Source organism: Sporosarcina soli, from assembly GCF_042655805.1.
GTDB lineage: Bacteria > Bacillota > Bacilli > Bacillales_A > Planococcaceae > Sporosarcina > Sporosarcina soli.
Genome location: NZ_JBHSNO010000007.1, coordinates 248225 through 264723, shown reverse-complemented (window position 1 = coordinate 264723; position 16499 = coordinate 248225). Strand labels below are relative to the sequence as shown.

General features: G+C 45.4%; 17 protein-coding genes. 6 read left to right on the top strand and 11 right to left on the bottom strand.

What is annotated here, in order from left to right:
- Positions 1 to 99: 99 nt before the first annotated feature.
- The 9 genes from bioB to ACFPRA_RS14880 form a co-directional block, all read right to left on the bottom strand.
- Entirely contained in the window at positions 100 to 1104 is a 1005-nt protein-coding gene (bioB, locus tag ACFPRA_RS14920; RefSeq protein WP_381436249.1) for a biotin synthase BioB, read from the bottom strand.
- A gap of 1 nt (position 1105) precedes the next feature.
- Positions 1106 to 1708 (bottom strand): biotin transporter BioY, encoded by a 603-nt coding sequence (locus tag ACFPRA_RS14915; RefSeq protein ID WP_381436246.1) that lies wholly within the window; start codon positions 1706 to 1708, stop codon positions 1106 to 1108.
- Between the two features lie 128 nt (positions 1709 to 1836).
- Complete coding sequence (locus ACFPRA_RS14910; protein ID WP_381436244.1) at positions 1837 to 2910, bottom strand: sulfate/molybdate ABC transporter ATP-binding protein; 1074 nt, start codon at positions 2908 to 2910, stop codon at positions 1837 to 1839.
- A 15-nt stretch (positions 2911 to 2925) separates the two neighbouring features.
- Positions 2926 to 3789: a sulfate ABC transporter permease subunit CysW gene (gene cysW, locus ACFPRA_RS14905; protein WP_381436241.1), complete on the bottom strand. Its 864-nt coding sequence runs from the start codon at positions 3787 to 3789 to the stop codon at positions 2926 to 2928.
- A 19-nt stretch (positions 3790 to 3808) separates the two neighbouring features.
- Positions 3809 to 4642 (bottom strand): sulfate ABC transporter permease subunit CysT, encoded by an 834-nt coding sequence (gene cysT / locus ACFPRA_RS14900; RefSeq protein WP_381436238.1) that lies wholly within the window; start codon positions 4640 to 4642, stop codon positions 3809 to 3811.
- Positions 4643 to 4952: 310 nt separating this feature from the next.
- Positions 4953 to 5996, bottom strand: coding sequence for a sulfate ABC transporter substrate-binding protein (locus tag ACFPRA_RS14895; RefSeq protein WP_381436236.1), 1044 nt, complete (start codon positions 5994 to 5996; stop codon positions 4953 to 4955).
- Positions 5997 to 6328: 332 nt separating this feature from the next.
- Entirely contained in the window at positions 6329 to 6514 is a 186-nt protein-coding gene (locus ACFPRA_RS14890; RefSeq protein ID WP_381436234.1) for a histidine kinase, read from the bottom strand.
- 391 nt (positions 6515 to 6905) lie between these two features.
- Positions 6906 to 7253, bottom strand: coding sequence for a hypothetical protein (locus ACFPRA_RS14885; protein WP_381436232.1), 348 nt, complete (start codon positions 7251 to 7253; stop codon positions 6906 to 6908).
- 203 nt (positions 7254 to 7456) lie between these two features.
- The gene (locus ACFPRA_RS14880) at positions 7457 to 7642 is read right to left on the bottom strand and encodes a hypothetical protein (protein WP_381436229.1); all 186 of its coding nucleotides are present in this window, start codon (positions 7640 to 7642) and stop codon (positions 7457 to 7459) included.
- A 260-nt stretch (positions 7643 to 7902) separates the two neighbouring features.
- On the opposite strand from ACFPRA_RS14880, the gene ACFPRA_RS14875 reads away from it, so the two are divergent.
- A complete protein-coding gene (locus tag ACFPRA_RS14875) occupies positions 7903 to 8295 on the top strand; it encodes a thiol-disulfide oxidoreductase DCC family protein (protein ID WP_381436226.1) in 393 nt (130 codons plus the stop codon).
- A gap of 48 nt (positions 8296 to 8343) precedes the next feature.
- On the opposite strand, the gene ACFPRA_RS14870 is transcribed toward ACFPRA_RS14875, so the two are convergent.
- The gene (locus tag ACFPRA_RS14870; protein ID WP_381436223.1) at positions 8344 to 8700 is read right to left on the bottom strand and encodes a DUF779 domain-containing protein; all 357 of its coding nucleotides are present in this window, start codon (positions 8698 to 8700) and stop codon (positions 8344 to 8346) included.
- Positions 8701 to 8724: 24 nt separating this feature from the next.
- A complete protein-coding gene (gene adh, locus ACFPRA_RS14865) occupies positions 8725 to 10266 on the bottom strand; it encodes an aldehyde dehydrogenase (RefSeq protein WP_381436221.1) in 1542 nt (513 codons plus the stop codon).
- 311 nt (positions 10267 to 10577) lie between these two features.
- Between adh and ACFPRA_RS14860 the strand changes: the two genes are divergently transcribed.
- The 5 genes from ACFPRA_RS14860 to ACFPRA_RS14840 all read left to right on the top strand — a co-directional run bounded on the left by ACFPRA_RS14860 (position 10578) and on the right by ACFPRA_RS14840 (position 16487).
- Entirely contained in the window at positions 10578 to 11792 is a 1215-nt protein-coding gene (locus ACFPRA_RS14860; protein WP_381436218.1) for a S1C family serine protease, read from the top strand.
- A gap of 129 nt (positions 11793 to 11921) precedes the next feature.
- The gene (locus tag ACFPRA_RS14855; RefSeq protein WP_381436216.1) at positions 11922 to 12851 is read left to right on the top strand and encodes a dipeptidase; all 930 of its coding nucleotides are present in this window, start codon (positions 11922 to 11924) and stop codon (positions 12849 to 12851) included.
- 84 nt (positions 12852 to 12935) lie between these two features.
- Positions 12936 to 13637: a winged helix-turn-helix domain-containing protein gene (locus ACFPRA_RS14850; RefSeq protein ID WP_381436213.1), complete on the top strand. Its 702-nt coding sequence runs from the start codon at positions 12936 to 12938 to the stop codon at positions 13635 to 13637.
- Positions 13634 to 15037, top strand: coding sequence for a sensor histidine kinase (locus ACFPRA_RS14845; protein WP_381436210.1), 1404 nt, complete (start codon positions 13634 to 13636; stop codon positions 15035 to 15037). The genes ACFPRA_RS14850 and ACFPRA_RS14845 overlap by 4 nt, the downstream gene beginning before the upstream one ends.
- Positions 15038 to 15299: 262 nt before the next feature.
- Entirely contained in the window at positions 15300 to 16487 is a 1188-nt protein-coding gene (locus tag ACFPRA_RS14840) for a hypothetical protein (RefSeq protein ID WP_381436208.1), read from the top strand.
- Positions 16488 to 16499: the final 12 nt, after the last annotated feature.

Sequence of the window (16499 nt, the reverse complement as noted above, 5' to 3'; positions counted from 1 at the left end):
TTTTTTTCACACTTTCTTATACGTATGAACAACAGAATCGTTTCATTCTTCACGAAAAAAGACAGCCCGTATATGACGATAGGCTGTCCACTTTTCATATCAAACTGTAACAGGTTCTCTGGTCAACGGTTCCAGATCCACTTCAAACCCTAGGTCTTCCAGCATCTGTCGGTCGCGGTCGCTTTCTTGCCCCGCAGTCGTCAAGTAATCTCCGATGAAAATGGAGTTTGCCGGATAGAGGCCAAACGGTTGGAGACTGCGCAAATTCACTTCACGTCCACCCGAAATCCGAATCTCTTTCGTCGGATTGATGAATCTGAACAAACTGAGTACTTTCAAGCAATAACGCGGTGTCAATTCGTCCGTCCCCTCAAGCGGTGTCCCATCCACCGCATGTAAAAAGTTCACCGGAATCGAATCTGCATCCATTGCATGCAAACTTCTCGCCATCGACACAACGTCTTCTTTCGTTTCTCGCATCCCGATAATGACGCCTGAGCACGGCGAGATGCCCGATTGCTTCACTAGATCAACGGTATTCACACGATCGTCGTACGTGTGCGATGTCGTAATGCTTTCATGATGTGCTGCCGAGGTATTGATATTGTGATTATAACGATCGACGCCAGCTTCTTTTAGTCGTTTCGCTTGTTCAGGCTTCAACAAGCCGAGACATGCACAAACCGTCATATGCTCATGCTTTGCTTTAATTTCTTTCACGGAATCGATGACGATTTCAAGCTCCCGATTCACCGGCCCGCGTCCGCTCGCCACGATGCAGTATGTTCCTGCATTCAATTCCGCTGCCCTCGCGGCGCCCGCAACAATTTCTTCTTGTTTCATCATTGAATATTTTTCAATAGGTGCCTTTGAAATGATCGATTGCGCACAATAGCCACAGTTTTCGGGACATAAACCCGATTTGGTATTCATGATCATATTGAGCTTCACTTTATTTCCATAATAATGTTTCCGGACTGTATAAGCCGCGTGAAGAAGCGGCAGCAAATCTTCATCAGGGCTGTCCAAAATTGCGAATGCCTCATCGTCTGTCAAAGAATGTCCTTCAAGTACACGTTCTGCTAAAATAGCGTAATTCGTCATCTTACCCTCTCCTCACTTTCAATACTTTGTACATGCGATGACCGAACATCCCAGCCAATACGGAAAGAAGAATATCTTTCGGCAATGGCGGAATCATCCATAGCCATGCAATCTTATACGTAAAAGCATCTGGAGCCGCTGCCCAGAACTTGTAAGCGAAGTACATCCAGTTCGTTCCAAAGAGATAATTCACGATCATTCCGACAAGCGCTGCGAATATATACCCTTGTAACTTTCCGTTCTTTTCAACTATTTTCCCCGCAATATACGCTGTCAAAATGAACGAAACGACAAAGCCAAATGTCGGATTCACAATATAGCCGAAACCTCCGCCAAACTTAGAGAATACAGGCGCCCCCACAAGCCCGATGAATAAATAGACCGTCATGGCCATCGCACCTAACCGGCTCCCAAGAAGAAGCCCCGCGAGAATCGCAAAAAATGTCTGCAAGGTGATCGGCACCCCGCCGATGACTAGAAAGGGCACAAATGCAGTAATATTTGCACCGATCATCATCAGGGCAGCAAACATTCCGCTATAGACGATGGTTAACGGACTGATTCTCCCTTTTCCTCCCTTTTCTTTCACTGTAACTGTTGTCATCATCCACCCCACCCAATATATGTTATCTCTATTAGAATAAAAGATAACGCATATTGTGTCAACATTATATTTAAAACCGTTAACCCAAAAACTCCATGCCTTGTCATAAAGAGGCATGGAGTAGTCTTTTAGATTGAATAGTCTTCCGGAATAAATACGCGGAGTTGGTTCGGTTTAACAAAAACGACTTCACCTACTTGGAGTTGCAACTCGCGATGACGTTCTTTCGACAGTTCCGCTTCCAAAAACTGGTCATTGTCATTTCTTTTCAGTTCAATTTGTACAGACCTCCCTACGACATGAATATGCACGATTGTCGCTTGAACCGCTTCAGCATCTGTCCCTTGACGTTCAATCGTTACATCATGTGGGCGGACATAGCCGACTGCCAGCTTATTACCCGCGTTTTCCAGATCTGCTGCGGCCAAATTGACATCGACATTTAGCAGTTTGCCATTTTCCAAACGGCCGTGAAATAGATTGACATTTCCAAGGAAATCATACACAAACGGACTGTTCGGGTGGTCATACACTTCTTCCGGACTACCGATTTGTTCTATCTTCCCTTCATTCATAACGACGATTCGATCCGCCACGTCAAGGGCTTCTTCCTGATCATGGGTTACAAAAATACTTGTAATATGAAAATCATCATGCAATCTACGGAGCCAGCGCCGCAATTCTTTCCGTACTTTCGCATCGAGTGCACCAAACGGCTCATCCAGCAATAGCACTTTCGGTTCAATAGCAAGTGCTCGCGCCAACGCGACCCGTTGCCGTTGCCCTCCTGAAAGTTGGGAAGGATAGCGATTGGCAAAAGCGTCCAATTTCACAAGTCCCAGTAGTTCAAGCACTTTCGATTCAATCTCTTTTTTGGAAGGACGTTCTTTTTTCGGGCGCACTTTCAATCCATAGGCAACGTTGTCGAATACGGTCATATGCTTAAACAGCGCGTAATGCTGAAAGACAAAGCCGACTTTCCGTTCCGTCGTGCGGATATGGGTCATATCTTCCTCGCCGAATAAAACAGCACCCTGATCCGCTTCCTCAAGCCCCGCAATAATCCTAAGCAACGACGTTTTACCGGAGCCAGAAGGTCCCAGTAACGCCACAAGCTCTCCCGTTTGAATAGCAAGATTAATATTTTTTAACGCGTCGAACGAACCGAATGATTTCGACACTTCTTTTATTTGAATACTCATATGGCTCCTCCTGTTCTAAGCTTGCTGTCTCGTTTTCAATTCAATAATATTTTTTAAAACGAGCGTAATGATGGCGATCAGGGACATTAAGGATGCAACCGCAAAGGCAGCGGAAAATTGGTATTCATTGTACAAAATTTCGATATGCAACGGCATCGTATTCGTTAGACCGCGAATATGGCCGGAAACAATCGAAACAGCGCCAAATTCACCGACGGCACGCGCATTACAAAGAATAATGCCATATAATAATCCCCATTTAATATTCGGTAGCGTGACATACCAAAACGTTTTCAATCCGCTGGCACCGAGTGTTAAAGAGGCTTCTTCTTCCGCAGAGCCTTGCGCCTGCATGAGCGGAATCAACTCACGCGCGACAAAAGGGAACGTAACAAACAATGTAGCGAGTACAATACCCGGGACGGCAAATAAAATCTTAATATCATGTTCAAATAAAAACGGACCGAACAGCCCATGGGCACTAAATAACAATACGAATACCAGACCTGCGATCACCGGTGAAATCGCAAATGGTAAATCGATGACGGTAATCAACAAACTTTTTCCTTTAAACTCAAATTTAGTAATCGCCCATGCAGCGGCAATCCCAAAAATCGCGTTCAGCGGTACCGTCAAGACGGCAACGAGCAATGTTAACTGTATGGCCGAGAGTGCGTCAGGGTCCGTAATGGCAGCGAAGTAAAGGCTTGCTCCCTTCTCAAAAGCACCAATAAAAATCGCAACGAGTGGCAACACAAGAAATAACAATAAAAACCCGAGCGAAAGCGCGATGAGTGGAATGCGGACCCAAAGCTGTTCATCTGCAGCTCGCGCGCCCGCTTTTTTCCGCACAGATTGCGAAGATGTATACTCCACCATAAAATCTCCCCCTTAATGCTTAGGCATGCGCAAATTTTCGATTCGTCCACCATTGCAATCCATTGATGAACAATAAGATGAGAAATGAAAAAACGAGCATGACTGCGCCGATCGCTGTGGCCGCAACGTAATCATATTGTTCCAACTTTGTCATGATGATGAGCGGTGCGATTTCCGTCTTCATCGGCATATTGCCAGCGATGAAAACGACCGAACCGTATTCCCCAATCGCCCGAGCAAACGCCAATGCAAAGCCTGTCATGGCAGCAGGCAAGATCTCTGGCACAATCACTTTTAGGAACGTCTGCATGCGGGTAGCACCTAAAATCGCCGATGCTTCCTCTATCTCACGATCAAGATTTTGCAGCACAGGCTGCACCATCCTCACCACAAAAGGCAAGCCGATAAATGTTAAAGCAATCGTAATCCCTAAAGGGCTGAACGCAACTTTAAAAGGGAGAAGTTGACCAATCCAGCCGTTTTCCGAATACAAGGCCGTTAGAGCGATACCCGCCACTGCCGTCGGAAGCGCAAAAGGCAAATCGACCAATCCATCAATTAGACGCTTTCCCGGAAACGAATATCGAACAAGCACCCAAGCAATGAGCACACCAAATAACAGATTGATAAAAGCCGCTGCCAATGCTGTTCCAAAGCTCAGTTTGTATGATGCCGTCACTCTCGGTTCCGTGACAACTGTCCAAAAATCCGACCACCCCATGGAGATCGTATTGATAAAAATCATGGACAGGGGCAGCAACACGAGCAAGCTGACGTACAGCATCGTAAACCCAAGCGACAGCCCAAACCCGGGTAATATACTATGTTTCTTCAATCTCCTCTTCTTAGCCAAGACATCACCTTCGTTTCCTCCTTCTGCTTTTCACGTATTACTGAGGTACATCAATTACGCCTCGGCGTAATTGCGTCCAGATTTTGAATCGAGCTTGAGGCCTACAGGATGTAGGACATGCAACCTTTGCCAATCGAACAGCAGAGGGTTCGATTTGCCTTAATTTCTGCGTCCTTTGCAGCAATTAAGGCACTTTCTTTCAGGACGCGGCGATCTTAGGTTGCCTTCCATTCTTCGTTCAGCGTGCGTTTGGACTCCCGCTGAACAGGAAAACAAAACCGCATTCATCGCACTACCTAGAGAGGTGGGATTATTCTGCTGAATGAAGATAAATCTCATCGAACGTACCACCATCTTTAAAATGTGTTTCCTGCGCTTTTTTCCATCCGCCGAAATCATCGTCAATGGTAACAAAATCAATCACCGGAAACTGATCTGCGTATTTTTTCAATACATCCTCATTACGTGGACGATAATAATGTTTAGCTGCAATTTCCTGCCCGATATCCGTGTACAAATACTCCAGATAGGCTTGCGCAACTTCCTCTGTCCCTTTTTTCTGAGCAATTTTATCCACGACCGCAATAGGCGGCTCGGCTAATATACTTAGAGATGGCGTAATAATCTCGAATTCATCATGACCCAGCTCATTTAAAGAGAGAAAGGCTTCATTTTCCCAAGCGAGCAACACATCCCCGATGCCCCGTTCGACAAATGTGGTCGTGGCACCACGAGCTCCGGAATCGAGCACTTCAACGTTTTTATACAGTTTGCCAACAAAATCCTTCACTTGTGCTTCATTCCCATTAAATTGCTTTTCCGCATATGCCCAAGCCGCCAAGTAATTCCAGCGCGCGCCTCCGGACGTTTTCGGATTAGGCGTGATAACCGAGATTTCTTCTTTAATTAAATCATCCCAATCTTGGATGCCTTTCGGATTTCCTTTTCGGACAAGAAAAACAATCGTTGACGTATACGGTGTAGCATTCGATGCCAATCTCGTTTGCCAATCTTCAGCAAGCAAACCTCGGGCAGCTACGATTTCATCGATGTCATAAGCAAGGGCGAGCGTCACGACATCCGCCGCCAGCCCATCAATCACAGCTCGACCTTGTTTCCCTGATCCGCCATGCGATTGCTGAATGATCACATCCTGCCCCTTTTCTTCTTTCCAATGTGCAATGAATTCTTGATTGAAGTCATCATACAACTCACGTGTCGGGTCATAGGAAACATTCAACAGTTCGATTGGTTTTTCACCTGTCGTCTGTGCGCCACTCCCTTTCTCACATCCAGCTAGGAGTACCAAAACCGCCATCATGATGAGACCCCATTTACCCTTGACTTTCCGCATCATTTCCCATCCTCCCTACTTTTTTCTTCGAATTTTAAGTACTAACAAAACAAAAAGACCCTCAACAGAAAGAGTTGTTGAGAGCCTTTGGTTTACCAATCAGCTATAATGCATTGTATTCATTTGTGTTGGACAACGCGTCTAGCGAATTCCGATACCATAGTAATCAGGTATGTATTATAAGATTAAAATGATTATAGCGTATCCACCTCGTTCTGTCTATCCATTTTTTCAAACAATTTTTCAATCAAGCCGACGTACAATGTAACCGTCAAAAAAGAGTGTAGACAAAGTCAAAAGCAACTTTATCTACACTCTCAGACCGATTCTTTTCATTCTTGCTTGTCCTCGTCTTTCGGAAATAGAAAATAGGCAATGACGCCACTTACCCCCATCGCGCCGAGCGTGATCCAAATACGCGACATAGGGGGGACATCTTGGTGATTCTTGTTCAACATCATAATACTGGCCGTTCCGACAATCAAAATGATAGGAATGATATATTTAAATGCTCTCAACCAATTCACCTTCTATTTTATCGTTAGCTTATTGCTTATCTTAGCATATCTCCCGTCATTGTTGAACCTGCGGCTTTTTCGTACTTTCTCCAATCAAAAAGGTGACTGTCAACCAGTGGACAGTCACCCCAGAGTGTAGACAAAGTTGTTTTTTACTTTGTCTATACTCTTTTTTTGAAGTATAAGCTGTAAATTAGGAACTCCCTCAGCCTGATTGAAAACGCTTGTCAGCCTAGGCGCGAAGTCGAGCGAAGACGCGAATCGAACTAGAGTTCATGAGCGGACGAGCGAGACGAGCAACAACGGATGCGAGCGTTTGTCAACAGGCTGAGGTGACTGTCAACCAGTTGACAGTCACCCCTCTTGCTGGTTCTTCATTTTGTATTACGGCTTATCTCCAACGGTTACGGCCGAAACCTGGGCCAAACCCCGGGCCTCCGAAGCCTGGACCACCAAACCCTGGACCATAGCCTGGGCCGCCAAATCCTGGACCACCCATGCCCGGGCCAAATCCTGGACGTGCCCGAAGGGTTTCCCCTGGTACGTTCTGAGTAGTTTCGGTGTAAAAATGACGTGGAAATTGGACTGTGTTAATCCGATTCACATTGACAATCGGGTGAATAAAAGGAACTTCCTGTGGCACAAACTCGTTATGAAAACGATATTGTGTCGGGCACACAACCGGCTGCACTTGATTTCTGTGACAACCTCCTTGATGCCAGTTACCTTGTTGCATCATAATTCTCACCTCCCTTCTACTATTACATGTTAGAAGTCGAGGGACAAACGGGCGTGCGACTATATTGTATGAAATGGTTTTGGCAAAGGATCCAATTTGTCGATCAATCCACGGACAAGGTTCCGAAATAGGAAGAAAAAAAGAGCCTCCTTGTCAGGAGACCCATACTTCATATAGAAAATCTGTCTAACTTTAAATTTTCATCATTGATAATACTTTGGCAGCTCACTTTCATCATAGCCCTCGAATTCTTTACGCACAGGTTTGGCCTCGACTTCGTCAAGATCCTCGTAAATCGGGCTACCTTCGCCGATCATTTTCAAGATTGCCATGAAATCTTTGTTCTGTCTTAGCTCCATCTCAGTAGGATCAATCGGTAAATGTTCCATTTACATCATCTCTCCTTTACATATTGCATTTTGCAGTGGCGTCATTGTGTCCAGATCTCCACAACCCGACAAGGCTTCAAAGGTCAGCCGGATCTAGTTATCCGTGGCTAAATGCGATGGCAGACAAATCAAACAGGCTATAATCTATCTTACATCCATTATACTAAATATTCTGTCACAAGTAAAGCTTCTTGCGATTCCATGTTATAATAAGCTTTCAAAGGTTATACTCATGAATAAAGATGTCAGGAGGGGTTCATTTGAAACGGATTGTTCTATTCGACGGTGACTGTAATTTTTGTGATTCCAGTGTACAATTCATTATTAAACGTGATCCTGTTGCCCATTTCCTTTTCACTTCATTGCAAAGCGAAAAAGGAAGGGAGCTATCTAAACAATACGCGATTCCCGATAATGTCGACAGCCTCGTCCTGATTGAAAACGGCAAGGCCTATACAAAATCCTCCGCCGCCCTTCGCATCGCAAAAAAATTGGATGGCTTGTGGCATCTGTTATTCCTATTTATACTCGTCCCACATTCGATACGTGACGGCGTTTATGACTATGTCGCCAAAAATCGTTATCGCTGGTTCGGCAAAAAGGAAGAGGCTTGCATGTTGCCGCCACCTGATATCCGAAAGCGATTCATCTAAAAAAGGGACGTGCTCATTTCTTACAATGAGCGCGTCCCTTTTTGAAATTTAGATTTGCAATTCCCTATTTTCTTCTGCGGTAAACGCACGGGATCTGGTCAAAAAGCGTTTGCCTTCGACACCTTCCAGTGAAAACATGCCACCCCGCCCTTCCACGACGTCGATGATCAGCTGTGTATGCTTCCAGTACTCGAACTGGTTCTGATGCATATAGAACGGCGTCTCTCCGATATATCCTAGCAGGACATCCTGATCCCCAATGATCAATTCTCCGTCCGGGTAGCACATCGGCGACGAGCCGTCACAACAACCGCCCGATTGGTGGAACATGAGCGGGCCGTGCTTCTTTTGCAAAAGAGCAATGAGTTCAAGTGCAGCATCCGTTGCGATTACGCGTTCAGTCATCCACACTCTCTCCCTTCTATTCGATCAAAAGAAGCCTTGTTTATTTTCGTTGTAGCTAACGAGCATATTTTTCGTCTGTTGATAATGACTCAGCATCATCAAGTGGTTTTCACGGCCGACACCGGACGCTTTGTAGCCACCGAATGCAGCATGCGCCGGGTAGACGTGGTAGCAATTCGTCCACACACGGCCCGCTTGGATTTCGCGCCCGAAACGGTAGGCTGTATTGATATCGCGCGTCCAAACAGCAGATCCCAAGCCGTATAATGTATCGTTCGCGATCTCAAGTGCTTCCTCTTTTGTTTTAAAGGTTGTGACGGAAACGACCGGACCGAAAATCTCTTCTTGGAAAATACGCATTTTGTTATTGCCTTTGAAAACGGTCGGTTTTACATAGTAGCCGCCTTCCAACTCGCCGCCAAGCTGATTTTGCTCGCCGCCGATCAGGCATTCCGCGCCTTCCTGTTTCCCGATATCCAGATAAGAAAGGATCTTCTCCAACTGTTCTGTAGAGGCCTGTGCCCCCATCATCACTGTCGGGTCAAGCGGATTGCCGGTTTTAATCGCTTTGACGCGCTCCAGCGCACGCTCCATGAATTTATCGTAAATCGATTCTTGGATCAATGCACGGGATGGGCATGTACAGACTTCCCCTTGGTTCAAGGCAAACATGACAAAACCTTCGACCGCTTTATCCAAAAATGCGTCGTCTGCTTCCATGACATCTTCAAAGAAGATATTCGGTGATTTACCGCCCAATTCAAGCGTGACCGGAATCGCCGTTTGCGATGCATATTGCATGATAAGACGACCTGTTGTCGTTTCACCTGTAAAGGCAATCTTCCCGATACGCGAACTCGATGCAAGCGGCTTCCCAGCTTCCAAACCGAAACCGTTAACAATATTAACAACGCCCGCCGGCAATAAATCTTCAATTAACTCTAGTAATACCATAATGGATGTCGGTGTCTGTTCAGCTGGTTTCAATACGACACAGTTTCCAGCAGCAAGTGCCGGTGCCAATTTCCACACCGCCATTAAGATCGGGAAGTTCCAAGGGATGATCTGCCCAACAACCCCAATCGGCTCATGGAAATGGTACGCAACCGTATCGTTATCAATTTGGCTGACGCCGCCTTCCTGTGCACGGATGGCACTTGCAAAATAACGGAAATGATCAATAGCAAGCGGTAGATCTGCGTTCAACGTTTCGCGAATCGGTTTCCCGTTCTCCCACGTTTCCGCAACTGCCAGCATTTCAAGATTCTGCTCAATACGATCCGCAATTTTCAATAAGATATTTGAACGTTCCGTAACAGACGTCTTCCCCCAAGCATCTTTTGCAGCATGTGCCGCATCTAGCGCAAGTTCGATATCTTCCGCTGTCGAACGGGCCACTTTCGTGAAGACCTTCCCTGTTACCGGAGTCGGATTATCAAAGTATTGACCTTTAACCGGCGCTGTCCATTTCCCGCCGATGTAATTGTCGTAGCGTTCCTTAAAATTCACTTTTGCCCCTTTTGTGTTTGGAAATGCATAAACCTGATTCTCAACCGCTTGAACCATTTTCCATTCCTCCCTGTTTGTGAATAAGTTTTTTTTGCAAACACCGCTACTATACGTCTCAAACTTCCGCTGTATGCGCAACAATCAACAAAAAAATAGTGATGACGCTTACATCCCTACTAAGAAGCTTGTCCTCTCATTCTGTCAGACTAGAATAAATAATTCAACTATTAACCTCCGAGAATTTTTCGACAGCGATTCGACATCTCTAGAATAATAGCCCATTAACCAATTATTCATTTCCCCGTAATAATTTGTTCATATTTCTCCATTAGGATAAAGGTAATGAAATTAAACGGGAGGAATGAACGATGGAAAAAGAAGTAGAAACAGTTCAAGAAACCAAAGTGGAAATTGTCAAACCTCGCAAGAACAAAAGTCACACCGGTAAACGGTTTTTATCAACAGTTGGAGCCGGCGTCATCGGTTCGATGCTCACATTGGGAGTCGTGGCCAACACCGATCTATTACAAGCAAACTCTGAAGGAACGGCACCTGTCACTTCGAATGCCACGCCTTATAATGTCCAGCAAACAACGGTGAAAAATCCAACATCACTGGCGGACATGGTCGAGCAAGCATCCAGCGCGATTGTCGGCATTGTCAATTATCAAACGCCGGGCAACCGATTCGCGCAAAATGCGGAAGCGATCCAACGAGGATCCGGTTCGGGTGTCATCTATAAGATTGACGGCGACAAAGCGTATATCGTCACAAACAATCACGTCATCGAAGGCGCTGAAAAGCTTGAGATTTCACTGGAAAGCGGTGAGAAAACGAACGCCGAACTTGTCGGCAAGGATGCACTGAGTGATTTGGCAGTCTTGACAATCGATGCAAAATACGCGAAAAGCGTACTCGAATTCGGCGACTCCGATACACTTCGTGCCGGGGATGAAGTCGTGGCAATCGGCAATCCGCTCGGCCTTGATTTTTCCGGTACGGTTACGCAAGGGATTGTCAGTGCGGTCAATCGTTCCATTAATGTCAATACGTCCGCTGGCGAATGGGAGATGAACGTCATCCAAACCGATGCCGCCATCAACCCCGGAAATAGCGGCGGGGCCTTGTTGAATGCGGCGGGACAAGTCATCGGCATCAACAGTTTAAAAATTTCCGAAAGTGGCGTGGAAGGGCTCGGCTTCGCCATTCCGAGTAATGAAGTAATGCCGCTCATCAAAGAAATGGAAGCTCAAGGAAAAATTGATCGTCCATATATCGGCATCGGCCTGATGGATCTGGAGCAAGTGCCTAATATGTACTTGCAAAACCTTCCTTTAGAAGTGAAAGGCGGCGTAATGGTTGCCAATGTCGATCCACAATCCGCAGCAGCTAAAGCAGGACTACAATCGGAAGATGTCATCACAGCCATCAACGGAACAGCTATTAATAACTCTGCAGAGCTGCGCAAATTCCTGTACACCGAACTGAAAATCGGAGACACAGCCACCTTCGACATTTTTCGCGGGGCGGACAAGAAAACCATTGACGTCAAATTGACAAACAACGCCTCCATTACGGAATAATCAACTGGCCTCTTCTTGTTATAAGGAGAGGCCTTTATCTATTACAAGATCACATTCCCCCATCTCCAATGATATAATGGAAAGACCAATACCCAGAAAATTCAACCAACTGGAAAGGGGTTTATGATGATGAAGATCATCGATTTACACTGTGATGTCTTAATGAAATTAGCCGCAGCACAAGGCGGCATGGCATTCCAAAATGAGCCGGAATTGGATGCTAACTATGAAAAATTGAAGGCGGGAGGCGTCAAAGTCCAAGCATTCGCGATTTTCATCCCCCCTTCGATCAAATCCGATCAGAAATTCCAAGCGGCTTTAGACCAAGTCCATTATTTCTACTCAGAAGTACTGGGGAAAAATCCGCAAATGAAAGTGATAAAACAATGGGGGGATCTCGACCAGTTGCAGGACGATGAAATCGGTGCTCTATTGACACTGGAAGGGGTCGACGCCATAGGAAATGATTTGCAAAAGCTGTCGATTTTATACGAATTGGGCGTCCGTTCCATCGGGCTCACTTGGAACAATGCCAATCTCGCCGCAGATGGCGCTGGCGAAAAACGCGGTGCAGGTATTACATCATTCGGCAGTGAAATCATTGCCTTCAACAATGATCGTCAAATCTTGACCGATGTCTCCCACTTAAGTGAAAAAGCATTTTGGGATGTTATCCAGGAAGCCACCTATCCGATCGCCAGCCACTCCAACTCCAAAACACTTTGCAACCATGTCCGGAATTTGACGGATGAACAAGCGAAAGCATTGTTTGCCAAAAACGGCATGATTCATGTCGTGTACCATCCACCGTTTGTGAAAGAAAATGGATCAGCGACGATCGAGGATTTGATTGCCCATATTGATCATTTCTGTTCGTTAGGCGGCGTCAAACAAATCGGCTTCGGTTCTGATTTCGATGGTATTTCAGAGAAAATTGTCGATTTGGAAGACGCATCAATGCATCCCCATTTGGTGAACGAGTTATTGAAGAAATATAGCGAAGATGAAGTGAAGGGTTTTGCCTATCAAAACTTCATGGACCATCGTCCAGGCGTGTAACGATAGCTAATTAGGTATTAACAGTTGCATCCTTTCCCTATCCTTCATCATAATGAAAGAAAGTTGTCGTAAGGAGGCGATTTTTTGAAAATCTTAGTGATCGAAGACAATGAGAGCGTCTCTTCGATGATTGAACTTTTTTTCTCAAAGGAAGGCATTGAAGGTGATTTTGTGAAAGACGGTCTGGCGGGTTTCAACCGGGCACGCGAAGCGGAGTGGGATTGCTTGATTGTCGACTGGATGCTTCCCGGCATGGATGGGGTGACAATTTGCCGCACTTTACGACAGCAAGGTTTCCCGACGCCGATCATCATGCTCACAGCGAAGGATAGTGAGTCGGATCAGGTACTCGGCCTTGAAATGGGAGCGGATGATTATGTCACCAAACCATTCAGTCCGCTTGCCTTGATGGCCCGTATTAAAGCCGTGACCCGCAGATACGCATCCCCCAAAAACGCACCATCAGAAGAAGGCGTGCTGGAGACAGCCCATTTCAAAATCAACCAGAATACACGCGAAGTATTGCTCGATGGCAAACCGATCCACAATTTGACACCGAAAGAATTTGATCTACTCACCCATTTTGTGCAGCACCCGAAACAAGTGTTTTCACGTGAACAACTGCTTGATCGTGTTTGGGGTTATGATTTTTACGGAGATGATCGAACAGTCGACGTTCATATTAAGCGGCTTCGGACAAAAATCGCCACAGACGAACAACCATTCTTCCATACGGTTTGGGGCGTCGGCTATCGATTCGACGAGACGAATGAGGCCAACACATGAAGATCAAGTATTTATATCAGCAGCTCGCAAGCCATGTCAGCGTTATTGTCATCGCCTTCCTCATTTTGAGTCTGCTGTTTTCCCATTACGTCGAACAATTTGTTTATACCAATAAAACCGATGAGCTCGCCACGTATGGACAAACCATTTTACGCGATATCGATCGGAACCCACGCAACTCGACAAACATTTTACAATCGTACGGACATGTGTTGGACGGTCGTGATATCCAATACAGTCTATTCGATGAAAGATCAGCCATCATCTATTCGACTGGCTTAAAAACCCCGCTCATAGAGCTGAATGAAGACGAATGGCATGATATTAAAAGCGGCCATACGGTCATTGTTAAACAGGACTTCAAACGATTCAACGAAGCCGTCACCTTCGTCCTACTCCCTTATATCCAAAACCAACAATTTGTAGGCGGCATATTGTTAACGTCGCCGATTAAAGGGTCGCGCGAAGTCATTTCACAGGTCAATCGCTTTTTGCTTGTCACTACCTTTATCGCATTAGCGATCGCCCTCTTGCTCAGCTGGATCTTATCGACTTTCCATGTGAAGCGCATTAAACGGCTCCAACTTGCAACTTCTGCCATTGCACAAGGCGATTATTCCGTCCGGATTCCCTCATCACATGTTGACGAAATTGGTGAGCTTGCAGGAGACTTCAATGAGATGGTGGAAAAACTCGATGCTTCCATGGAAGAAATCGAAAATCTGGAACACAGGCGCCGCCAATTCATGGCCGATGTGTCCCATGAATTGCGCACCCCACTGACGACCATCCGAGGCATTATTGAAGGCCTAAAAAACAATATGATCTCCGAATCGGAAAAAGAAAAAGGACTCCAGCTTGCCAGCAACGAAACGATGCGATTGATCCGGCTCGTCAACGAAAACTTGGATTATGAAAAAATCCGTTCCAACCAAGTAACTTTGATCAAACAAGACATCCAGCTGATCGAATTGCTGGAAGTCATCCAAGACCAACTGGAAGGCATGGCGGACGAACGGAAAGATACCATTATCGTCACAGCTGATCCAACGGTACGAGTCGTTGCCGACTATGATCGGCTGACACAAATTTTGATCAACATTACGAAAAACAGCATTCAATTTACGGACAATGGCACCATCCATTTACGTGGATTCGAAACAGAAAACTCAACAATTATTGAAATCGAAGACACAGGCATCGGCATCGATCCCGAGGATGTCGAGAAAATTTGGGGCCGGTTTTACAAAGCGATCGTCTCCCGGACGACCAACCCTTACGGTGAGTTCGGTCTCGGGCTGTCCATCGTCAAACAACTCGTCATGATGCATGACGGTACGATTGACGTCACAAGCGAAAAAGAGAAAGGATCAAAATTTACCATTTCTCTTCCGAAGTGAAATAGAGAAGAGGCTTTCTTTCAAGTCAATACGTACTGACTTCAAGAATCGCCTCTTCTTTTTATTATCCGACAAAAGTGAGTAAAACAAACAAAATAATATTTATCTCCTTCCGACCTTTTATAGCAGGGTTTCCCAATAAAACATTTCCACTACCAACTATTTAAAAATATTATTGTAAATATACAAAATACGCTTTTATTTCACAAACTTTCATGTTATTCTATTTAAAATTCTTTTAAATCTGAAAGGGGAAAATCTAATGGCACAGATGCTTGCATTAGTCATTGTCGTTGCTGTTTTATTTATCGGAGATTTAGTATCTGTGCGGACTAAAGCATGGATCCCTTCCGTTTTCGTTTGTGCAGTCTTGTTTCTGCTTGGTTATTGGACGTTCTTTCCATCTGATATCGTTGCAACCGCTGGTATACCACCCGCAGTCGCTTCGATGATGATTTATCTACTAATTACGAATATGGGTACATTGTTGTCTCTTCAACAACTGAAAGAGCAATGGAAAACCATTTTAATTTCACTTGCGGGAATTCTAGGAATTGTTGTCGCCCTCTTTACAATCGGCGCACTTATTTTTGATTTTAAAACTGTCTTGGTTGCCATTCCGCCTCTTGTTGGAGGTATTGTGTCTGCTTTGATCATGTCAGAGGGTGCTGCGGATGCCGGGCTTGCCACATTGTCCGTATTTGCCATCGTCATCTATGCGATGCAAGGATTTGCTGGCTACCCGTTAACATCAATTGTACTGAACAAAGAAGGGAAAAGACTTCTTGCGAAATACCGTAAAGGCGAATTAGCGGTTGAAAACTCAAGTACTTTATCTGACACAGAACCGAAACAAGAGCTAAAGTTGTTCCGTAAATTGCCTGAAAAATACAACACCGATTACTTTAAGTTTTTCCGTCTCGCCATCGTCGGGTATCTTGCTTATCTTACTTCAACATGGCTTGAACCGATTGTTTCGATCAGCCCTTACGTTCTCTGTCTCCTATTTGGTATTATCGGGGCAAGCGTCGGTTTTCTAGAGCGCCAAGTACTGCAAAAAGCTAACGGGTTCGGGATAGCGATCCTTGTCTTGATGCTCTTCGTATTTGACGGTTTAAAAGTGGCAACACCTTCCATGATGATGGAAATTCTCTATCCACTGATCGTGTGCATCGCTTTGGGCGTCATCGGTATGTACATTTTCTCGTTCATCATCGGAAAAGTGTTGGGGGTCAGTAAAGAAATGGCGTTCGCTGTATCGTTAACTGCATTGTATGGCTTCCCTGCGGACTACATCATTACCAACGAAGTCATTAATTCATTGACGGAAGATGAAAAAGAACGGGAAGCGTTGACCAGTCATATGCTGCCACCGATGCTTGTCGGCGGGTTCATAAGCGTAACGATTGTATCGGTCATCCTTGCAGGCTTCTTCGTCGGATTCTTGTAATAATGTAACAGG